The following is a 19,596-nucleotide window of genomic DNA, read 5'->3' on the forward strand; positions in this document are numbered from 1 at the left end:
AGGACTGCGGGCTGTGGGGCGCGGCTCGGCGCGTCCGAGCGACGCGCCCCACGAGCGGGACGAGGAAGGACCTAGTCCTTCAGCGCCTCGCTGCCACCGATGATCTCCATGAGCTCCTTGGTGATCGCAGCCTGACGCGCGCGGTTGTATTCGAGCGTCAAGCGCTCGACCATTTCCTTCGCGTTCTTCGTGGCCGCGTCCATCGCCGTGAGCTTTGCGCCAAACTCGCTCGCCATCGACTCGTAGAGCGCGCGCAGGAGCGAGATGTCGACGTACATCGGCGCGAGCACGTCGAGCAGTGCCTCGCGGCTCGGCTCGAAGATGAACTCGGTCGCCGACGTCGCCTCGGCCTGGTCGCCCTCGGCGAGGGGACGAACGGGCAAGAGGCGCTCGACCACGACCTGCTGGGTGACCGCGCTCTTGAACTCGTTGTAGATGACGTAAATGCTGTCGACCTCGCCCTTGAGGAAGGGATCGAGGATCTCCTTGCCCACGCGCTGCGCCGTCTCGAGGGCGAGCTTCTCCCAGACGCCCGGGAGGTAGCCGAGGTTCGGGGCGTTGCGGCGGCTCATGTAGTCCCGGCCTTTGCGGCCGATGACCTTCATGGTCACCTCCTGCCCCTGATCGACGCGGCTCTTCCACTCGCGCTCGGCGCGCTTGTTGATGTTCGTGTTGAACGCGCCGCAGAGGCCACGATCACTCGTGAGGATCAGGAGCATCACGCGGCGCTCCGGACGCTCGACGAGCAGCGGGTGGAGCGGGCGCTCGAGGACGACGTCGGCGTCCGCAGGGACGCCTTGCCCGGCGTCCTGCGCGCTCGCCGCGCGCGCCGAGGCCGTGATCGCCGCGAGGACCTCCTGCGTCTTGATGGCGTACGGACGCAGCTCGGTGATGCGCTGCTGGGCACGGTTGAGCCGCGCGCCAGCAACCATCTTCATCGCGCGCGTGATCTTCTGCGTCGAGCGGACGCTGGTGATGCGCTTGCGGATCGCTTTGAGCGAAGGCACGGCTTACTTCGCTTTCTTTGCGGCCTTCTTCGCGGCCGCCTTGCCATCGGCCTTCGCCTCGGCCTTCGGGGCCTCGGCCTCCTCCTCCTCGACGGCAGGCTTCGACTTGCCGCCGGGGACGAAGGTCTTCTTGAAGGACTCGATCGCCTTGTTCATCTGCTTCTTGAGCTCGTCGTCGAGCGCCTTCTTCTCGGCGATCGCCGGCAAAAGCGTCGAGTGCTTCGACTCGACGTACTTGTAGAGCTCGTCCTCGAACTGCGCGAGCGACTCGACCGGCAGGTCGTCGACGTAGCCGTTGATGCCGGCGTAGATGATGAGGACCTGCTTCTCGACCGAGAGCGGGACGTACTGGCCCTGCTTCAGGATCTCGACCATGCGCGCGCCGCGCTCGAGCTGCTTGCGCGTCTTGGCGTCGAGGTCGCCCGCGAACTGCGCGAACGCCGCCATGGCGCGGTACTGCGCGAGGTCGAGGCGGAGCGTACCGGCGACGCTCTTCATCGCCTTGATCTGCGCGTTGCCGCCGACGCGGCTGACCGAGATGCCGACGTTGATGGCCGGACGAACGCCCGAGAAGAACAGGTCCGCCTCGAGGAAGATCTGCCCGTCCGTGATGCTGATGACGTTCGTTGGGATGTACGCCGAGACGTCACCGGCCTGCGTCTCGATGACGGGGAGCGCCGTGAGCGAACCGCCGGACCACTTGTCCTTGATGATCTCGTAGTCGCTGCCGAGCTGCTTCAAGCTGTGGTGCGACGACTCCTTGCCCTGCTCGCCGATGTGGATCTTGCCGTCGGCGCCGCGATAGTCACGGTCTCCGTCCGGCGGCGCAGGCGTGCCCTTCTTCACGACCCAGAAGACGTCCGCCATCTTCGCGGCGCGCTCGAGCAGACGCGAGTGGAGGTAGAAGACGTCGCCCGGGTACGCCTCGCGGCCCGGCGGGCGGCGGAGGAGCAGCGAGAGCTGGCGGTACGCAACGGCCTGCTTCGAGAGGTCGTCGTAGACGCAGAGCGCATGGCGGCCCGTGTCGCGGAAGTACTCGCCGATCGTGACGCCCGTGTACGGCGCGATGTACTGCAGCGGCGCCGTCTCGCTCGCGGTCGCAGCGACGACGGTCGTGTACTCCATGGCGCCGTAGGACTCGAGGCGATCGACGACCTGCCGGACCGTGCTGAGCTTCTGGCCGATCGCGACGTAGATGCAGTGAACGCCCTTGCCCTTCTGGTTGATGATCGCGTCGATGGCGACGGCAGTCTTGCCAACCTGGCGGTCGCCGATGATGAGCTCGCGCTGACCACGGCCGATCGGGATCATCGCGTCGATCGCCTTGATGCCCGTCTGGAGCGGGTCCTTGACCGGCTGGCGCTGGATGATGCCGGGCGCCTTCACCTCGACGCGGCGGCGCTCCTTCGTCTCGATCGGGCCCTTGCCGTCGATCGGCATGCCGAGCGCGTTCAGGACGCGGCCAACGACGGCCTCGCCCGCCGGCACGTCGAGGATGCGGCCCGTGCGCTTCACGGAGTCGCCTTCCTTGATGATGCTCGTGTCGCCGAAGATCGCGCAGCCGACGTTGTCGGCCTCGAGGTTCAGCACGAGCCCCGCGAGCGTCTCGCCGCCCGCGCCCACGAACTCGACGAGCTCACCGGCCATCGCGCGGCTGAGGCCGTACACGCGGGCGATACCGTCGCCGACCGTGAGCACCGTGCCCACCTCGGTGACGAGCGCGGCCTTGTCGATGTTCTGGATCTGCTTCTTGATGATCTGGGAAATCTCTTCGGCTCTGAGCTGCATGGGGGAAGTCCTTGATCCTGGTTCGACCCGGCCCGTGCGAGGGGCGGTGAAAATTTGGGGGCCTCGGTCGGCCTATCGACTAGGTGCGGAGCAGCGACTCGCGGAAGCTCTCGAGGCGGGCCTTGACGCTCCCGTCGATCACCCGGTCGCCGATGCGGGTGACGATGCCTGCGATGAGCGAGGGATCCTGCACGTTCGTGATGACGACCTTGCGGCCCGTCGATTTCTCGAGCTCGGCGCGAAGCTTCGCAAGGTAGCTCTCGCTGAGCGGACCAGCGCTCGTGACCGTCGCGCGGAGCGTGCCCGCGTCCTCGTCCACGAGCTTCTCGAGCTGACGGACCATGTCCGGCAGCGCCGAGAGGCGCCTGCGCTTGGCGAGCAGACGAAGCGTCGAGAGCGCGGTCTCCGAGAGGCTCATGCGCTGGCCGACCTCCTTGAGGAGCGCCTCACGCTGTTCCTCCGCGATGAGCGGGCTCGAAAGGACCATCCGGAGCTCGTCCGACTTCTCGAAGCTCGCCGAGAAATCCGCGAGGTCCCGCGCGATCACGGGCAGATTCTTGAGCTCCTTGCCGAGCTCGAAGACCGCGCGCGCATACCGCCTGGCGATCGTCTCGCTGCTCATCGCGCTCCTCCTGCAGGCCCGCTCGAAGCGAGCGCCTCACGCACCGAGGTCAGGTAGTCCTCGCTCATCCGATCGAGATCGGCCTGCGCCGTGCGGCTGCGAATGATGTCCTCGGCCGCTGCCGTCGCGCCCTGCACCGCCTCGTGCATGAGCTCGATCCGCGCCGTCCGGAGCTCCTGCTCGATGCGGAACTCGGCGTCGCGACGCATGCGCGCCCGACGCTCCTCGGCCTCGGCGAGGATGTGCTTCTTCTCGAGCTCGGCCTGGGCCGCGTACTCGGCCTTCAGCACAGAGAGCGTCTCGGCCATCTGCTCGAACTTGGTCTCGTACTCGTCGAGCCGCTTCTGCGCCTCGTTCTTCAGGCGCGCCGCGTTGTCGATCTCCGACATGATCGACTGCTTGCGCTTCACGAGCGCCTCGCCGATCGGCTTCTTGCCGAAGCGGTAGAGGAGGAACCCGAGCACGCCGAGGTTCAGGATCGACGCGAGGAACGGCGGCGGCTCGTTCTTCGGATCGCAGGGATCCGAGTGGTTCTCGTAGCGCCAGAGGAGCTTGTTCACGAAGCCCGGCTGGACCGCCTTCTCGTTGTTCACGGCGATCATGCCGTGCCACCAGTTGATCTGGTCGAAATGCGGGGCGTCGTGCGGGCCGTGGCCGGGGCAATGCCCGCCGTGCCCGCCGCCATGATCGCTCGCCTTGGCGTGCGCCGGCGCGGGCGCGCGCTGCGGCTGCCGCTGCATCCCCGGCGGAAAACCAGGGCGCCCCGGCATCGCCTGCCCCGGCTGGCCACCCGGCATCGGACGGGGCATCTGCCCCGGCGCCGGCCGCGCCTGGCCGGGCGGGACGTCGAGCGGCGGGTGCCCCGCGGGCAAACCCTGGTTCGGGTTCGTCTGCGCGAACGCCGAAGCGCCCGCGAGACCCACCGCGAGCGGGAAGAAGACTTTCGCAAGCCTTCGCGACATCATCGACCGACCTCCCGACCGAGGACCCGGGACGCGATCTCGGCGGCGAGCGCCGGCTGCGCGTCCTTCAGTTCCTTCCTCATCTGCTCGACCTCCGCGGCGATCCGCGTCTTGCCCGTCTCGAGGATGCGCGCCGCCTCGTCACGCGCCTCGTTCATGATCTTCGTCTCGAGCTCCTTGGCCTCGCGGCGCAGCTTCTCGCGCTCGACGTTCGCCTCGCGCCGGACCTTCTCGAGCTCCGCCTCGTACTTCGTGAGCAGCTCGCCGGCCTTCGCGTCCATCGCGCGGGCCTCGACCTTCGCGCCCTCGGTGCGCTTCTCGCGCTCCTCGAACACGCGAAGCAGCGGATCGAAGAGCAAGGGCCGCAGCACGACGACGAAGGTCGTGAAAAGGATGAACTGGGCGATGAACGTCGGGTCGAAATCGACGTTGATCGCCGAGGCGAAGAGCTTGGCTGAGGCGAGGTGGTTCACGGGATCCGGCGGTCTCCGGAGGGCCTCGATGTCTCGATCGGCTCGATGAGGCGGGGAGGCCAGGGGTCATGACCCTCGGTTGATCCCGAGGAGAGAGCCTCCGAACGTCACGGGCCGCGCGAGAGGCAAAAAGACACCCTCTCGATGGGCGCGGGGGCAACTAGCACGTGACGAAGGGAACGGGAAGGCCCCTTTTGTTCGCCGGAAGCAGGCCCACCCGCGCGCGGCAGAAAGGGGGCAAAGGACCCGGCTCCGAGCCCGCCGTTTCCCGAAAAAAGTGCGTCCGGTCCGAGGTCGGCCCCAACGGAACACCCCACGAACGGAAGGGGTCGCGTGGACGAACCAGCTCGGTCGCTAGAGCGTCCAGTCCTCGACGCGCAGGTGCGGATAGATGCGGAACGCAGCAGGCCTGCGGGTCACGAGCGTGAAGTCGTGCGTGACGGCGATGGCCGCGATCATGACGTCGTCGGTGTCGACGTCGGGCGCGACGGTCGTGCGGAGCTTGGCGAAGGACTGCGCCGCGAGCGTGTCGAAGGGCGCGACCTTCACCGCCGCGACGAGGCGGATGACGTCCTGCATGAGCTTCGGGTGCTTCGTGCGGCGCGCGGCGATCAGGATCTGGCTGACCGTGATCGACGTCGTCCAGCGTTCCGAGGTGGGCACGCCGGAGAGACGTTTGACGAGCAGTCGCGAAGGGACCGTGCGGAGGACCTCGGCCAGCGTGGCCGTATCGAAGAGGTAACCCACGCGCGCTAGCCCCGACGCCAGAGACCGGTCTGCGAGATGTCGGTGAGGAGCGAGTCGACGAACTCGTCATGGCGGCACGTGCCGCACAAGGAGAGCAGCGGGTCGATGCCGTCGACCGCAGGATCGGGCGGATCGATCTTGTCGAGGTCGCTCATCGGGACGATGGCCGCGATCGGATGCCCCTCGCGCGTGACGAGCGTGCGCGCGCGGACGCGTTCGGCCGCATCGACGGCGTCGAGGCAGTGACCCGGCAGGTCGGTGATGGGGATCCCGTACTTCTGCACCACGGCACGATACCTACCGGATCGGGCGGCCGGAGTCACGACCGTGCATCAGCGGAAGAGCTCGGCGAGCGAGCGCGAGAGGTCGACGAGGCCCGCCTCGATCGCGGCCTCGGTGCTCGTCGGATCCCGCGGCAGGACGGTGTGCTCCTCACGCAAGGCGAGAGCCGCGCGCGGGTTCTGGAACCAGTCCTCGTCGAAGCGCTCGAGGAGCGCGCGGCGATCCGACATGGCGAGAAGCGCCCCCGCGAGGCGCGTCGGATCCTGAGGATCGGAACCGGGAAGGACGAACGCGAGCACGCCGGGGATCGATGCGCCGAGGGCACGATCGGTGAGCTCCTCGAAGCGCTCGCGCCGCGCGCGATGCGGGAGGGTGACCGTGCCACGAAGGAGGACACGCGCCGCGTCGAGGCGGAGGGAGAGGAGAAGCGCGCTTGCGACCTCTTGGGCTTGCGATCGCGCGCGCGAACGGCCGAGGCCGAGCGACCGCATGCCGAACATGGGGTCGGTGGGCAACGCACCGAAGAGGGCGGCCCTGCGAGCGCGACGAAGATCAAACGGCGGACGCGCGAGCACGAAGGGCGCCGCGCGCGGGACGTCGGCCTCGGCGAAGGCTTCACCGAAGCGAGCGAGCGCGCGCGCGAAGGAGGCGGCGCCGAGGAGGCGCGGGAGCGGGAACGGCGGGATCGAGAGGCCTTCGAAGAGGCCCGTCTTGCCGAAGAGCTCCTGGAACCAGCGCGGCGAGAGGCGCGCAGGCCAGCCCTCGCCGGCGTCACGCGCGAGCATCGCAGCGAGCGCGTCGTCCCAGCGCAGCGCGCGCTTCGGCATGAGCTCGGCCGTTACGTCGAGCAAGCGCTCGGCGATGCGCGCGAGCGAGGTCGGAGGCTTCACGGGGATCTCGAGGGCATCGACGTCCTCGATCCCGAGGCGGCGAAACGCCTCGGCGCGGCGCTCTTCGTGGACGAGCGCGGCGTCCGAGAGATCCCCCGCGCCACGCGTGAGCGCATCGGCGAGGACGTGGCGGCGTGCGGGCACGGTCTCGTCGAGCAGACGTTCGAGCGTCACGCGCGGGCTCACGCGCTCGGGCACGGGACCTTCGATCTCGATCGTGGGCGCGTGCCACGCCTCGGCGAGGCGCACACGCTCGGCCCAGGTGACGCGCGCGATCGTGAGTGCTGCAACGTGCGCGCACGCGGCCGCGAGGATCGGATCCTTCGCGCCGCGCTCGCCGAGCTCGATCCACATCGATCGGGTGCTCACTGCGCGGAAGGCTTCGAGCACGTTGCCACGCGGAGCGGGTCCCTCGACGCGGAAGGCGCGCGCCTTCTGGCGGAGCTCGTCGGTGGCTCGCGCGATCAGACGATCGATCTCGTGCGGAGGAAGATCCATGTGTGTCACCCGTGCACGGTGGGCTCTTTGCCGAGCACCTCCACGAGCCTCCCCTCGGCCCGCGCGATCTCTTCGAGGCGCGCGCGCACGGCGGCAGCGTCCGCCTTCACGCTCGTCGCGAGGTCGACGAACGTGCGGTAGTGCCGCGCCTCGCAAGCAAAGAGCTCCTCGTAGAACGCGAGCAGCTCGGGCTCGTCGCCGCGCGCCCGCAAGGCCTCGCAGAGCAGGCGAAACCGCTCGCACGAGCGCGCCTCGATCACCGCGCCGACGAGCAGCCGATCGACGAGCGGATCCTCCGGCGCGCCCTTGCGACCGACGCCGATCGCCTTGCGCAGCTCGGCCGCGTAGACGTCGACCTCGGGCTTGCCGAGCGTGAGACCGCGGCGGGTGAGCTCGTCGAGTACGCCCCGGAAATGACGCAGCTCCTCTTCGGCGAGCTCGACGAGCGCGCGCGCCACCTCCGTCCGCTCCGGCCACCGCGCCGCGAGCGACAGAGCGTTCGACGCCGCCTTCATCTCGCAGTGCGCGTGATCCCGCAGCAGGGTGGCGAGGTCGGCGAGGGCCACGGCAGCCCAGGTGGGATCGGTCGGTCGGGTCAGGCAGAGCACGACGCCCGAACTATGGCACGACGTCTCCGGGCGCAAGACGCGCGGCGCGTCCTTCCGTCCCGGATGCGCCCACGCGGCCTACCGCTGCGCGTCACTTCTCCGCGTCGCCACCCGTGCCTTCGCTGCTCGTGCCTTCGCCGCTCGACCCTTCGCCGCTCACGCGGTTGCGCGTGAGGCCGCTCGACTCGAGGTGATACGTCAGGCCGATGGCGATCATCGTGCTGTTGATCTCGGTCGAGAGCGTCCGGCGGATGGAGACCTCGGCGGCGAGCTCCTGGCCGATGTAGCCGAGGCCGGCGGAGAGCTGATGAACGCCCGCGCCTTGATCGAAGCGGTAGCCGAGGCGGATCGGGTAGTGGTTGGCCGCGAGGTACTCGCCGCCGGCCATGACGCGCGCCGTCGCCTTGTTCCACGAGTCGAGATCGGCGACGCCGTCGACCTCGAGCGTGAGGTCCTTCGATCCGTACCCGAGCGCGGCGCCGATCGTGGTGGGCAGGAGGCCGTGACCCGGGTGCGTGAGGTTCTGCCCCGAGACGCCGAGGTGCACCGACTGCGTGATCTTGATGGTGAGCCCTGCGTCGAAGGTCAGCGCGTCGACCGACGGCATGCGCTTGCCCGCGGCGTCGACGAGGCCGCCTGACACGGAGCTGTAACGTGCCGCTGCCGCGTCATCGAGCGGGCCGAAGCCGTCCTGGATCATGCGCAGGTAGCGACCGCCGAGGCCGATGAAGACACGATCGCCGATGGGGTATGCGGCGGCCGCGCGTGCGTCGATGAAGCCACGATCGACGCCGTCGGGATCGATGATGCCGCCCGAGAACGCGAGGCCGCCGGCGATGCGGGTCGACGACGTGATCGAGTCGACGATGGCACCACCACCGATGGCGCGTGTCACCTCGGGCGTGAACTCCCCCATCGCCTCGATGTGATAGAGGCGCGTGAGCGCCATATTCGCCGGGTTCGCGAAGACCGCCGTCGTGCCGTTGCCGACGGCGCGCGTCGCGCCGCCCATGGCGAGGCTACGCGCCGTCTCGTGCTCTCCGTAGGAGTAGGCGAACTGCGGGGCGAGGGCGGCTTCCTGCGCACTCGCAAGCGTTGTCCACGATCCGACCACGAGCGCGGACAGGACCGCGGGGGTGGTGGCTCTTCTGCTCACCAGACGCATGGGGGGGCCTTAGCCACATGTCGAGGCCCAGGGCAACTTCTCGGGCCAGGCGCAAAACGGCTTCGAGACAGACCACGGCCGTCGCGGGCAAACGCCGGAAATCATGGACAATCTTCCCTCTTGACGGACGGACGCGTCTGCCAATGCCCGCCTCTCTCGGGGGTCCGGAGGGGGCGCTTCCTCCGGAGGCTATGGTTTCGGCCCTCGCCGCAACGTGACGCCCGGCAGAGCGCGAACGGCGTTACGCGTCGGATCGGCGAACCCGGAAAAACCGTCGTAAAATCAGGTGGTTGGCGGGTTTGTTTTCGATGGGGATGGACGCCCGCCCGTCCGCGGTGCTACCTCCGGTTCGTCTTCGCCGCGGCCTCTGGCGGGGCCCGTCGGGACTAGGATTTTTCCTGACGATCGTGAAGGAAACCTCCCAAGGGCTTACCCAGGGGGGCATGATCCTGTATTGTGCGTTTTCGCGTTCCGTGATGAACCCTTGCGCGAAGCTCGAACAGCCCCCCTGGAAATGGGCGGGTCGCCCACGCGGGTCGACCCCCATCCCCGAGCCGGGCGAGCCCCGAGGCGCAGGCCCCTGATCGTGCCCTTCGCGCCCACAGCATGCGTTCCCCTCGGCATTCTGTGGATATCCTGTGGACAACGCGGGGAATTCATCACGGGCAGTAAACTTCCCGTATTGATTCCGCACGATAGCGAGACGAATCGCTGATGCGGGTTGTGGAAAACTTGGGGGCGATCCTGCACGGGGATCGCCGCGGCACTGTATTCGCAGCGATTTCTGGGCTGGAATGACCACTTCGAGAGACGAATCGCGAGCGATTTTCGAACGGGCGATCGAGCATACGCGCGGGCTCTCCCCTGCGACGTTCGATCAGTGGTTCGGCGGCGTGCAGTTCGACGACCTCACCGACGGGGTCCTCTCGCTCAGGGTGCAGAACGAGTTCGTTCTCGAATGGGTGAAGACCAATTTCCTGCCCACGATCACCGACAAGATCCGTGAGCTCACCGGCTGGAGCGTTCAGGTCGCCTGGACCATCGACCAGCACCTCGAGGCGCCCATCGCAAACGTCCCGCAAATGCCGCCCGTGCGCCCCCGCTCCCTCGTCGTGCGCCCCTCGACGAATCCGCCGACCGCGCCCGCGCCCGCCTCCCCGAGCGCGCCCGTCGCCGCCGAGCCGCGCCCTCCGGCGCCCGCGCCCGCGCCGCAGCGCAGGCCTGCCCTGCCCGATGATTTGAACCCGAAGCACACCTTCGCGACGTTCGTCGTCGGCCCCTCGAACCAGCTCGCCCACGCCGCCGCGATCGCGGCCGCGGGCGGCGGCGGCAGGCGGTATAACCCCCTCTTCATCTGCGGCGGCACCGGCCTCGGCAAGACCCACCTCGTCCACGCGATCGCGCACCGCGTCCTCGACGAGCGCCCCGGCGCCCGCATCATCTACGTCTCCGCCGAGCGCTTCACGAACGACTTCATCACGGCGATCCAGCACCACCGGATGGACGACTTCCGCGCGAAGTACCGCGTCCACTGCGACCTGCTCCTCGTCGACGACATCCAGTTCCTCGCCGGCCGCGAGCAAACGCAGGAAGAGTTTTTCCACACGTTCAACGCGCTCCACGGCCTCGATCGGCAGATCGTGGTGACGAGCGACAAGTACCCGCAGAACCTCGAGCGCATGGAAGAGCGGCTCGTCTCGCGCTTCTCGTGGGGCCTCGTCGCCGACATCCAGGCCCCGGAGCTCGAGACGCGCGTGGCCATCGTGCGCAACAAGGCCGCCCTCGAAGGCATCGTCCTTCCCGACGACGTCGCGCTCTACCTCGCCCAGGTGATCCGCTCGAACGTGCGCGAGCTCGAAGGCACGCTGATCCGCCTCGCCGCCAAGTCCTCGCTCACCGGCCGCCCCGTGGATCTCGCCTTCGCCCGCGCCGAGATCACGGCCGCCACGCCGCGCGCCTCGATCATGAGCGTGGAGGACATCCAGCGCGCGGTCTGCCACCATTTCCACCTTCGCTCGATCGATTTGACGTCCAAGGATCGCCACAAGAGCATCGCGTTCGCGCGGCACGTGGCGATGTACCTGTGCAAGCAGCGGCTCAAGGTCTCGTTCCCCGAGATCGGCCGCGCCTTCGGCAACCGCGACCATACGACCGTCATGAGCGCCGTCCGGAAGATCGAGGCCCAGCGCGACACCGACCCCCAGGTCCGCGCCCACCTCGAAGCCCTGGAGCGCAAGCTCGCCGGCGATTCCTGAGCGCCCGGCAAGGCGCGGCAGCCCCGAAGGCCCCCCGCGCGTAGACTGGGGCCATGCGCTGGATCCCGCCCCTCGCGCTGCTCGTCGCCACGAGCGCGTGCACGTCCCCCACCCCCGCCACGAAGCCCGCGCCGAAGGTCGAGCTGCCCGTCGTCGACGCGACGCCGAAGGAGGCGAGCGCGCCCAAGGAGAGCTTGCTCTTGCCGCCAGGCGATCGGCCTTCGATCCCCGAGTGGAACGGCGCGACGGCGTGGCTCAACGTGGATCGGCCGCTGCGACGCGACGCGCTGCGTGGGCACGTCGTGGTGGTCGATTTCTGGACGAGCTGCTGCATCAACTGCCTGCAAACGCTGCCCACGCTGGCCGCGATCGAGCGGCGTTTCGCAAAGGATCCGGTGCTCGTCGTGGGCGTGCACTCGCCCAAGTTCGACGAGGAGAAAAACGCCGCGCGCCTGCGCGACACGCTGCGTGATCTGGAGATCGTCCACCCCGTCGCGGTCGACGCGAACATGACGATCTGGGACGCGTGGGGCGTGCGCGCGTGGCCCACGGTCGCGGTGATCGACGCGGAAGGCAGGCTCGCGTGGATCGAATCGGGCGAGCCCGATCCAGGCGAGCTCAGCGGCGCGGTCGAAGAAGCACTCGCCGAAGGGCGGGCCGCGAACGTGCTCGCGAAGGCGCCGATCGAAGGACTGCGCCCCGATCGCGGGCCTGCGGGCATTTTGCGATACCCGGGCAAGGTGCTCGCGCTGCAGAACGGCGGCCTCGCCATCGCCGACACGGGTCATCACCGCATCGTGCTGACGAACGCCGCCGGCGCGGTGGAGGCCGTGTTCGGCGCGGGCGAGGCGGGCGCGAAGGACGGTGCGGCGGAGAGCGCGACGTTTCAGCGGCCGCAGGGGCTCACGGAGGTCGGCTCGGATCTCTACGTCGCCGATACGGGCAACCACCTGATCCGCAAAATCGACCGCCGCACGCGCGAGGTCACGACCGTCGCCGGCACGGGCGTGATCGGCACGGAGCCGCTCGTATCGCAGGAGCATACCGCGCGAACGGCCCCGCTGCGTTCACCGTGGGATCTGTTGCACTACAAAGGATCGATCTACGTCGCGCTCGCCGGCTCGCATCAGATCGCGGTCTTCGATCCGAAGATGGGCACGGTGCGCCTTTACGCGGGCAGCGGACGGGAGGCGCGCGAGGACGGGCCGGCCCAGGCCGCCGCGTTCGCCCAGCCGAGCGCGCTCGCCACGGACGAGAAGAGCTTGTTCGTGCTCGACAGCGAGACGTCGAGCGTGCGCGCGATCGACTTCGCGACGGCCAACGTGCGCACCGTGATCGGCGTCGACCTCTTCGTGTTCGGTGACGTCGACGGCGAGGCTTCCAAGGCGCGGCTGCAGCACCCGATCGGCATGACGTACGGGCAAGGCGCGCTCTGGGTCGCCGACTCGTACAACGGCAAGGTCAAGCGCGTGGACCCGGCGAAGGGCACGACACGCACGGTGCTCTCGGGCCTCGCCGAGCCGGCGGGGATCACGGTCTCCGGCAAGGACCTCGTCATCGCCGACACGAACAAGAGTCGCATCGTGCGGCGCGCGATCACCGGCAGCGGCGAGGCCGTGCCCGTCGCCATCACGGGTCTCGCGCCTCCGAAGGCGCCGTGAGCGTGAACGATCGAGCTAGCCGAGCCGCGCCAGTGCCTCGCGCGCGTCGTCGGCGATGAAGCCGTTGCCGTAGGCGTCGGCCATGCGGAGCACGAGCTCGAGCTCTCGCTGCGCATCGTCACGCGCGCCCCCCTCGGCGAGCAGCGAAGCGAGGAGCGAGCGTCCTTCGAGCGCATCGGCGTGGTAGCCGCGCGCTTCCGCGTACTTCACGAGCTCGCGGATCCGCGTCTCGGCCCCGGGCTTGCCGCTCCGTCCGTCGAGGTAGGCGAGGTGGACGCGGTTCAAGGAAGCGATGCGCTCGTAGCCTGCCTCCTCGGCGATCTGGAGGGACTCCGTGAGCGTGGCGTAGGCGCGTGGGAAGTCGCCGAGGCGCCGCGTCGTGTCGCCGAGGTTGTGCAAGGACGCCGCCATCTCGGCGCGTAGCCCCGCGGCACGAGCGAGCTCGACAGCGCGCGCTGAAGCCTCGGCCGCGGCGCGGAAATCACGCATGAACGCGTACACGAGCACGCGCTCCTTCTCGCGCTCGCTCGCGAGCGTGAGGTCACCGATCGGGCTCTTGGCCTCGGCGCGATCGATCGCGAGCAACGCCGCCGCCGCAACGCCGGTCGCGGCGCGCACGTGGGCGATGGCGAGCAGCGTGCGCGGATCCTCGGCCGGCCCCATGGCTTCGAGCCGGTCGGCGGCGCGCGCCGCGCGGGCAAAGTCACCGCTCCGCGCGCCGAGATCGATCTCCGCGACAAGGGCGCGACGCTGGAGCTCGTCGTTCTCCGCGGCGAGCTTGAACGCGACGTCGATCTCCGCGTACGCCCGATCGAAGCGGTTCACGGCGCCGAGCGCGCGCGCGACGTCGACCCGCGCCGCGACACGTTGTTCGAGCGTGCCCGCAGTATCGATGCGACGAAGCGCCCTCGCGGAAAGATCTTCCAGCGAGGGCGCCGCCCGCACGGGCAGGACCGCAACGCAGAGCTCACGCAGCCATGCCGCGATCTCGGTCGCGGGGCGCCGATCGAGGTCGGCGAGATCGATCGCGCGGAGCAGGAGGCGGATGCCGGGCTCGAGCTGGTAAAGGCGCACGCGACGTGAGGCCGCGCGTGCATAAAACGTGGCGGCGCGGTCGCGATCGCCCGCGTGGTAGAGGTGGTTCCCGACGCGCTCGCCGTGCGCCTCCGCGACCTCGTGGCCGAAGACGGCGCGGTACGCCTCGGCCGCCTTGCCGTGCAGATCACGCCGCGCCTCGTGCGGGATCGTGTCGAGGACGATCTCGCCGTGCATCGGCGACGGGAAGCTCACCTCCGCGGCGCCGGCCGCACGCAAAAAGCCGCGCGCGACGAGCTCGCCGATCCCTCGATCGACGACGGAAAAGCTCTCGCCGAGCAGCGCCGCGAGCACCTGCGTGTGCACTGGATCGCCGAGGATCGCCGCGGCGTTCAGCGCTCCACGCTCACGCTGCGGCAGGCGGCTCACGCGCGCCTCCATGAGCGCGCGCAGCGCGCGTGGCACGGCCCGCGCGCCGTCGAGCCGCAAGCGAACGCGGCCGTCCTCGACCTCCACGGCGCGCGCGTCGACGAGCTCCTTCAAGAGCTCCTCGATGAAGAGCGGATGCCCCGCGGCGCGCTCGCGACAGAACGCGCTGAGCTCGCGGGGCGCCGCGCGCACGCCGATCCGCTCCGCCACGAGCCGCTCGCTCTCCTCGGCGCCGAGCGGACCGAGCGCGACCACGTGATGACGAGCGAGCGGCAAGAGCACGCTTGGCGGCGCCGTGCGCGTCGCCAGCATGAACACCGCACGGATGTTCGACGCTGCGCCCTCGTTGCGGCTCGCCACGCTCGCGATCGCCTCCGCCGTCGCCGCGTCCATCGCCTGCGCGTCGTCCCACGCGAAGCAGTGGATCCGATCCTCGCAGAGCTTGTGCACCATGCGCGTGAACGCCGCGCGCAGCGCCGTCCCCATCCCGCCCACGGGGCGCGACGGACGATCCCCGAGCCGCGCGCCGAGCTGACGCAGCACCGCCGACGACTCCTCCTCTTGCAGACCGAGCGCGCGGAGCCGCGGCAAGGTCGCGAGGATTGCCTGCTCGCCGTCGCCCTCCTGCACGCCGCAGAGCACCTGCAGCATCGCCTGCAGCCCGCTCCACGGAAGCTCCGCTCCGCTCGGCGGGCAACTCGCCGCGTAAAACCCCACGGACCAGTTGCCACGCCCGAGCCGCCGCTCGATCTCGGCGCAGAGCCGCGACTTGCCGATGCCCTTCTCGCCGAGGACCGTGATCACCTGCGCGCGCTTGCGGGTCGCGGCCGCGAGGATCTCGCCGATGCGGCGCAGCTCTTCCTGACGACCGACGAACTTGCCGCTCGCCCCGATCGGCGGCCGCGCCGAGCTGATCACGCGTCCGCCTTCCGGCACCGAGCCTGCTCCGCCCGGCAGCTCGTCGAAGGCGAACGCCGCGCGCACTATCCGCGCCGCCGGGTGCGAGACCGCGACCTGCTCCGAGACCGCGCGCGCGAGCCCCTGCGCCTGCGTGACCAGCGTCCCGAGCCGCGCTTCGACGATCGGCACGCCGCGCGCATCCACGAGCACGCGGCCCACGTGCACACCCGCCGACGCGCCGCGACCCTTTTGAGCACGAAGGATCACGAGCGCCGCGCGGACGGCCGCCTCCGTGTCGCGCCCGTCCGCGTCTTCGAGACCAAACAGCGCCACGATCTGCGCGGACTCCTGCTCCAGGATCACCCCGCCGTACCGCGTGATCACCTCGCGCGCGCCCTCCACTTCGAACGGCAGCGCTGGGATGCGGCACGTCGCCGCGACGACGAGCACCGTCCCCTCGCGCCGCTCGCCCACGGGCTCCACGAAATTCGCCGTCGCGACGTTCTCCGCCACGACCTTCACCGACGCCGACGTCGTCGGCACCTCGACCGGCGTGCGCTCTTGCTCCGTGCCTTGCGGGTCCCCGAGCACCGAGCCCGCCTCGATCTCGGGCGCCTTCCTCGCCTCGTCCTGGAACGGCGCGACGAGCTCCGCGAGATCGTTTGAGCCAAAACGATCCCCGGTCGCATAGAAGTACCCGAGGAGCAGCTCGTGCAGCCGACCAGCATCGTGCACGCGATCCTCGGGCCGACGCGTGAGCAGGCGTCGCACGATCGCGGCGAGCTCCCGCGGCACTTCGGGCCGGGCGATCTCGAGCGGCGGCGCTTCGGCCGCGCGCACACGCCGCAGCGTCTCGGCGTCCCCCGCGCCGGCAAACGGGTTCGTCCCCGCGACGAGCTCGTAGAGCACCGTGCCGAGGGAGAACAGATCACTGCGCCCGTCGAGCGGCTGCGCGAGCGACTGCTCGGGGCTCATGTACGAGAGTTTTCCGCGGACGCGCAGCACCGATCCGCCCGTCGGCTCGTCCTCGCGCATCAGGCCCTTGGCCTTCGCGATGCCGAAGTCCGTGACCTTCACCTCGCCTTCCCACGAGACGAGGATGTTCTGCGGCGAGACGTCGCGGTGCACGATGCCGAGCGGTTTTCCTTGCTCGTCGCGCCTCCGGTGCGCGTGGTCGAGCGCCTTCGCCACCTCCGCCGCGACGAACACCGCGAGCCCGAACGGCAGCCGCGTCTTCGTCCGTCGACATCGCGCGAGCAGCGTCGCGAGATCGAGCCCCGCGACGTACTCCATCGCGATGTAGTAACCCGGCGGCTCGTCTTCCTGCTCGACGCGGCCGAGGTCGAAGACCTGCACGATGTTCGCGTGCGAGAGCCGCACCGAGAGCTTCGCCTCGTGCACGAACATCTCGATGAGCTCGGGCTCGCGCGCGAGCTCCGGCAGGATGCGCTTCAGCGCCAGCGTCTTTTCGAAGCCCAAGGCGCCGAAGCTCTTCGCCTTCCAGACTTCGGCCATCCCCCCGGCGCCGAGCCGTTCGAGGAGCACATAACGCCCGAACTGTCTCTCCAAGTTCGTCCCCCGAGCATGCCCGCGGCGGAACCGAATCCTACCACCTCGCTCGTACCGGGGGACCCCAAACCAAGCCGAAATCCGCGCTCACGCACTGCCGGCGCTGCCGCCGTAGATCGCCTCCGAGAGGAGATAGGCCGCGGCCTCGAGCCTGCCGTACGCACCTTTCAGGTCGCTGCTCGACGCGTCCTCGTCGAGCAGCTTGCGCAGGATCACGCAGCCCTCGCGCGCGCGGGAGAGCGTCGCCGCGTCGACGAGCTCGGCGTACGCCTCGATGGCTTGCTCGGTCGTGTAGAGCAGGGTCTCGGACTGGTTCTTGAGCTCGGCCCGATCACGCCGCTTCGTATCTTCCTCGCGGAATTTTTCGGCCTCGCCGACGAGCCGCTCGACCTCCGACGACGCGAGCCCGCTCGTCGGCGTGACGCGCACCTTCTGCGCGCGACGTGTGCCGAGATCCGTGGCCTCGACGTGCACGATCCCATCCTCGTCGATGTGAAAGACGACCTGGATCTTCGGCACGCCGCGCGGCGCGGGCGGGATGCCCGTGAGGTCGAAGCGCGCGAGGCTCTGGTTGTCGCCGGCCATCTCGCGCTCGCCTTGCAGCACGTGGATCGGCACGTACGTCTGCCGGTCGAGGCTCGTCGTGAAGATCTCGCCGCGCGAGGTGGGGATCGTCGTGTTGCGCGGGATGAGCTTGGTCATGATGCCGCCGCCCGTCTCCACGCCAAGCGAAAGCGGCGTGACGTCGAGCAGGAGGATCTCGTCGGCCTGCCCCGAGAGCGCGGCCGCCTGGAGCGCCGCGCCGACGGCCACGACCTCGTCGGGGTTCACGCCCTTGCACGGATCCTTGCCGAAGAGCTCCTTCACGGCCGCCTGCACCGCCGGCATCCGCGTCATGCCGCCGACGAGCACCACGGTCTGGATCGCGCTCGGCGAGAGCTGCGCATCTCGGAGCACGTCACGCGAGACCTCGATCGTGCGCTCCACGAGGTCCTGCGTGAGCATCTCGAGCTCGTTGCGCGGCATCGATCGTTCGAGATGGAGCGGCGCGCCGTCCGGTCCGACCGCGATGAAGGGCAGGTTGATCTGCGTCTCGAGCGACGAGCTGAGCTCGTGCTTGGCCTTCTCCGCGGCCTCCTTCAAGCGCTGCATCGCCATCCGGTCCGTGCGCAGATCCACGCCGAACTCGAGCTGGAACTCGCCGACGAGCATGTCCATCAGCCGCCCGTCGAAGTCCTCACCGCCGAGGTGCGTGTCGCCGCCCGTCGCCTTCACGTTGAAGACGCCGCCGCTGATCTCGAGGATCGAGATGTCGAACGTGCCGCCGCCGAGGTCGTAGACCGCGATCGTCTCGGCGCCCGCGGCCATCTTGTCGAGCCCGTACGCGAGCGCCGCCGCCGTGGGCTCGTTGATGATGCGTCGCACCTCGAGGCCCGCGATCCTGCCCGCGTCCTTCGTCGCTTGCCGTTGCGCGTCATCGAAGTACGCGGGGACCGTGACCACCGCCTCGGTGACCGGCTCGCCGAGGAAGCGCTCGGCGGTCTCCTTCATCTGCGCGAGGATCATCGCGCTGACCTCGGGCGGCGAGTACGCCTTGCCGCGGAGGTCGACCCACGCATCGCCGTTCGGCGCCCGCACGATCGGGTACGGCACGAGCGAGGCGGCGCGCTCGACATCGGGCGTGTCGCTCTTGCGCCCCATCAGCCGTTTGACCGCGTAAACCGTGCTCTGCGGATTCGTCACGGCCTGCCTGCGGGCGACTTGCCCGACGAGCCGCTCGCCGCTCGCGACGATGGCGACGACCGAGGGCGTCGTCCGCGCGCCCTCGGCGTTGGGGATCACCTTGACGTCGTGCACCGACGAAGCCGACGCCACGTCGACGACGGCCACGCACGAGTTGGTGGTCCCGAGGTCGATGCCGACGATCCTTCCCATGGCGGGGGCGAGGATATCAAAGACGCGGCGAACGATGGTCCTCGGTGGACCACGAGCCCGGGTTTTGCGTGCCGTCCGCGGGAGATCAGCTCGCCGTGGCCGCGCCGCCGCCGGGCGGGCCCTTCGAGACGACGACCATCGCCGGACGGACGAGGTAGTCCCCCATGCGATATCCGGGCTGCACCTCGTGCAGGACCACACCGGCCGGATGCTCGGGCGATTCGAGGTGCTGGATGGCCTCGTGTTGCGCGGGATCGAAGGGCTGACCGGTTGCGACGACGCGCTGGATCCCCATCCTCTCCAGCGTATCGAGGAACTGCTTGAGCACCATCCGCAGGCCCTCGGCCACGGCCTTCGCGTCGGCGGAGCCCTCGGCGTGGAGGAGCGCGCGCTCGAAATTGTCGAAGACGGGAAGGAGCTCCTTCACCGTGGTCTCTCGGCCGCGCCGCTGGGCGTCGTCGACCTCGCGCCGCGAGCGCTTGCGGAAATTGTCGAAATCGGCCGCCGTGCGGAGGAGCTGATCACGCGTCCGGGCGGCCTCGGCCAAGGCGTCTGCGAGGCGCTGCTCTGCCGTGGGCGTCGGAGGAGCCGAGGGCTCCGCCGCGGCCGACGGCTGCTCGCCGTTCGTCGCTTCGCCGTTTTGACCGTTCGGATCCTGGGCAGACTTCGTCGTGGACTCGGCTTCGGACATGGGTGCGGGCCACTATAACCTCCCAAGATCGACTGGCAACGGGGCCACCCCACCTGACAGGCCGAGCTGCCTCGCGCGG

Annotated in this window: 15 protein-coding genes; 2 read left to right on the top strand and 13 right to left on the bottom strand. The window is 69.5% G+C overall.

Translation table 11 applies throughout. The features are described 5' to 3' along the window. Nucleotides 1–71: 71 nt before the first annotated feature. The 10 genes from atpG to KEG57_RS02220 form a co-directional block, all read right to left on the bottom strand. A complete protein-coding gene (atpG, locus tag KEG57_RS02175; RefSeq protein WP_272418302.1) occupies nt 72–1,007 on the bottom strand; it encodes an ATP synthase F1 subunit gamma in 936 nt (311 codons plus the stop codon). A 3-nt stretch (nt 1,008–1,010) separates the two neighbouring features. Further along, nucleotides 1,011–2,795: a F0F1 ATP synthase subunit alpha gene (gene atpA / locus KEG57_RS02180; protein WP_272418300.1), complete on the bottom strand. Its 1,785-nt coding sequence runs from the start codon at nt 2,793–2,795 to the stop codon at nt 1,011–1,013. A gap of 79 nt (nt 2,796–2,874) precedes the next feature. Continuing rightward, nucleotides 2,875–3,417 (bottom strand): ATP synthase F1 subunit delta, encoded by a 543-nt coding sequence (gene atpH, locus KEG57_RS02185; RefSeq protein ID WP_272418299.1) that lies wholly within the window; start codon nt 3,415–3,417, stop codon nt 2,875–2,877. Further along, a complete protein-coding gene (locus KEG57_RS02190; protein WP_272418298.1) occupies nt 3,414–4,382 on the bottom strand; it encodes a F0F1 ATP synthase subunit B in 969 nt (322 codons plus the stop codon). The genes atpH and KEG57_RS02190 overlap by 4 nt, the downstream gene beginning before the upstream one ends. After that, nucleotides 4,379–4,852, bottom strand: coding sequence for a F0F1 ATP synthase subunit B (locus KEG57_RS02195; RefSeq protein WP_272418297.1), 474 nt, complete (start codon nt 4,850–4,852; stop codon nt 4,379–4,381). Before KEG57_RS02195 ends, KEG57_RS02190 begins: the two co-directional genes overlap by 4 nt. Nucleotides 4,853–5,206: 354 nt before the next feature. Beyond that, on the bottom strand, nt 5,207–5,599 hold the full coding sequence (locus tag KEG57_RS02200; RefSeq protein ID WP_272418295.1) for a PIN domain-containing protein: 393 nt from the start codon (nt 5,597–5,599) through the stop codon (nt 5,207–5,209). Nucleotides 5,600–5,604: 5 nt separating this feature from the next. After that, nucleotides 5,605–5,883, bottom strand: coding sequence for a type II toxin-antitoxin system Phd/YefM family antitoxin (locus tag KEG57_RS02205; protein ID WP_272418294.1), 279 nt, complete (start codon nt 5,881–5,883; stop codon nt 5,605–5,607). Between the two features lie 48 nt (nt 5,884–5,931). After that, on the bottom strand, nt 5,932–7,269 hold the full coding sequence (locus KEG57_RS02210) for a hypothetical protein (RefSeq protein WP_272418293.1): 1,338 nt from the start codon (nt 7,267–7,269) through the stop codon (nt 5,932–5,934). A gap of 5 nt (nt 7,270–7,274) precedes the next feature. Further along, complete coding sequence (locus KEG57_RS02215; protein WP_272418292.1) at nt 7,275–7,877, bottom strand: MiaE family protein; 603 nt, start codon at nt 7,875–7,877, stop codon at nt 7,275–7,277. Between the two features lie 91 nt (nt 7,878–7,968). Then, a complete protein-coding gene (locus KEG57_RS02220; protein ID WP_272418291.1) occupies nt 7,969–9,042 on the bottom strand; it encodes a PorV/PorQ family protein in 1,074 nt (357 codons plus the stop codon). Between the two features lie 794 nt (nt 9,043–9,836). Between KEG57_RS02220 and dnaA the strand changes: the two genes are divergently transcribed. Together dnaA and KEG57_RS02230 are read left to right on the top strand one after the other, a co-directional pair. Then, complete coding sequence (dnaA, locus tag KEG57_RS02225; protein WP_272418289.1) at nt 9,837–11,297, top strand: chromosomal replication initiator protein DnaA; 1,461 nt, start codon at nt 9,837–9,839, stop codon at nt 11,295–11,297. 53 nt (nt 11,298–11,350) lie between these two features. Continuing rightward, complete coding sequence (locus tag KEG57_RS02230) at nt 11,351–12,958, top strand: thioredoxin-like domain-containing protein (protein ID WP_272418288.1); 1,608 nt, start codon at nt 11,351–11,353, stop codon at nt 12,956–12,958. A gap of 15 nt (nt 12,959–12,973) precedes the next feature. Here KEG57_RS02230 and KEG57_RS02235 read toward each other — a convergent pair whose 3' ends face one another. From KEG57_RS02235 to grpE, 3 genes are all read right to left on the bottom strand, one after another. Next, nucleotides 12,974–16,891 (bottom strand): serine/threonine-protein kinase, encoded by a 3,918-nt coding sequence (locus tag KEG57_RS02235; RefSeq protein WP_272418287.1) that lies wholly within the window; start codon nt 16,889–16,891, stop codon nt 12,974–12,976. A gap of 87 nt (nt 16,892–16,978) precedes the next feature. Next, nucleotides 16,979–18,826 carry a molecular chaperone DnaK gene (gene dnaK / locus KEG57_RS02240; protein WP_272418286.1) on the bottom strand — a complete coding sequence of 616 codons (1,848 nt, stop codon included), beginning with the start codon at nt 18,824–18,826 and terminating at the stop codon, nt 16,979–16,981. 85 nt (nt 18,827–18,911) lie between these two features. After that, nucleotides 18,912–19,517 (bottom strand): nucleotide exchange factor GrpE, encoded by a 606-nt coding sequence (grpE, locus tag KEG57_RS02245; RefSeq protein WP_272418285.1) that lies wholly within the window; start codon nt 19,515–19,517, stop codon nt 18,912–18,914. Nucleotides 19,518–19,596 lie beyond the last annotated feature (79 nt).

Source organism: Polyangium jinanense, from assembly GCF_028435365.1.

Excerpts from the sequence above, each read along its gene's own strand:
- KEG57_RS02190 (WP_272418298.1), bottom strand. The coding sequence starts at position 4,382 with ATGATGTCGCGAAGGCTTGCGAAAGTCTTCTTCCCGCTCGCGGTGGGT.
- dnaA (WP_272418289.1), top strand. The coding sequence starts at position 9,837 with ATGACCACTTCGAGAGACGAATCGCGAGCGATTTTCGAACGGGCGATC.
- KEG57_RS02230 (WP_272418288.1), top strand. The coding sequence starts at position 11,351 with ATGCGCTGGATCCCGCCCCTCGCGCTGCTCGTCGCCACGAGCGCGTGC.
- dnaK (WP_272418286.1), bottom strand. The coding sequence starts at position 18,826 with ATGGGAAGGATCGTCGGCATCGACCTCGGGACCACCAACTCGTGCGTG.
- atpH (WP_272418299.1), bottom strand. The coding sequence starts at position 3,417 with ATGAGCAGCGAGACGATCGCCAGGCGGTATGCGCGCGCGGTCTTCGAG.
- KEG57_RS02210 (WP_272418293.1), bottom strand. The coding sequence starts at position 7,269 with ATGGATCTTCCTCCGCACGAGATCGATCGTCTGATCGCGCGAGCCACC.
- KEG57_RS02220 (WP_272418291.1), bottom strand. The coding sequence starts at position 9,042 with ATGCGTCTGGTGAGCAGAAGAGCCACCACCCCCGCGGTCCTGTCCGCG.
- atpA (WP_272418300.1), bottom strand. The coding sequence starts at position 2,795 with ATGCAGCTCAGAGCCGAAGAGATTTCCCAGATCATCAAGAAGCAGATC.
- grpE (WP_272418285.1), bottom strand. The coding sequence starts at position 19,517 with ATGTCCGAAGCCGAGTCCACGACGAAGTCTGCCCAGGATCCGAACGGT.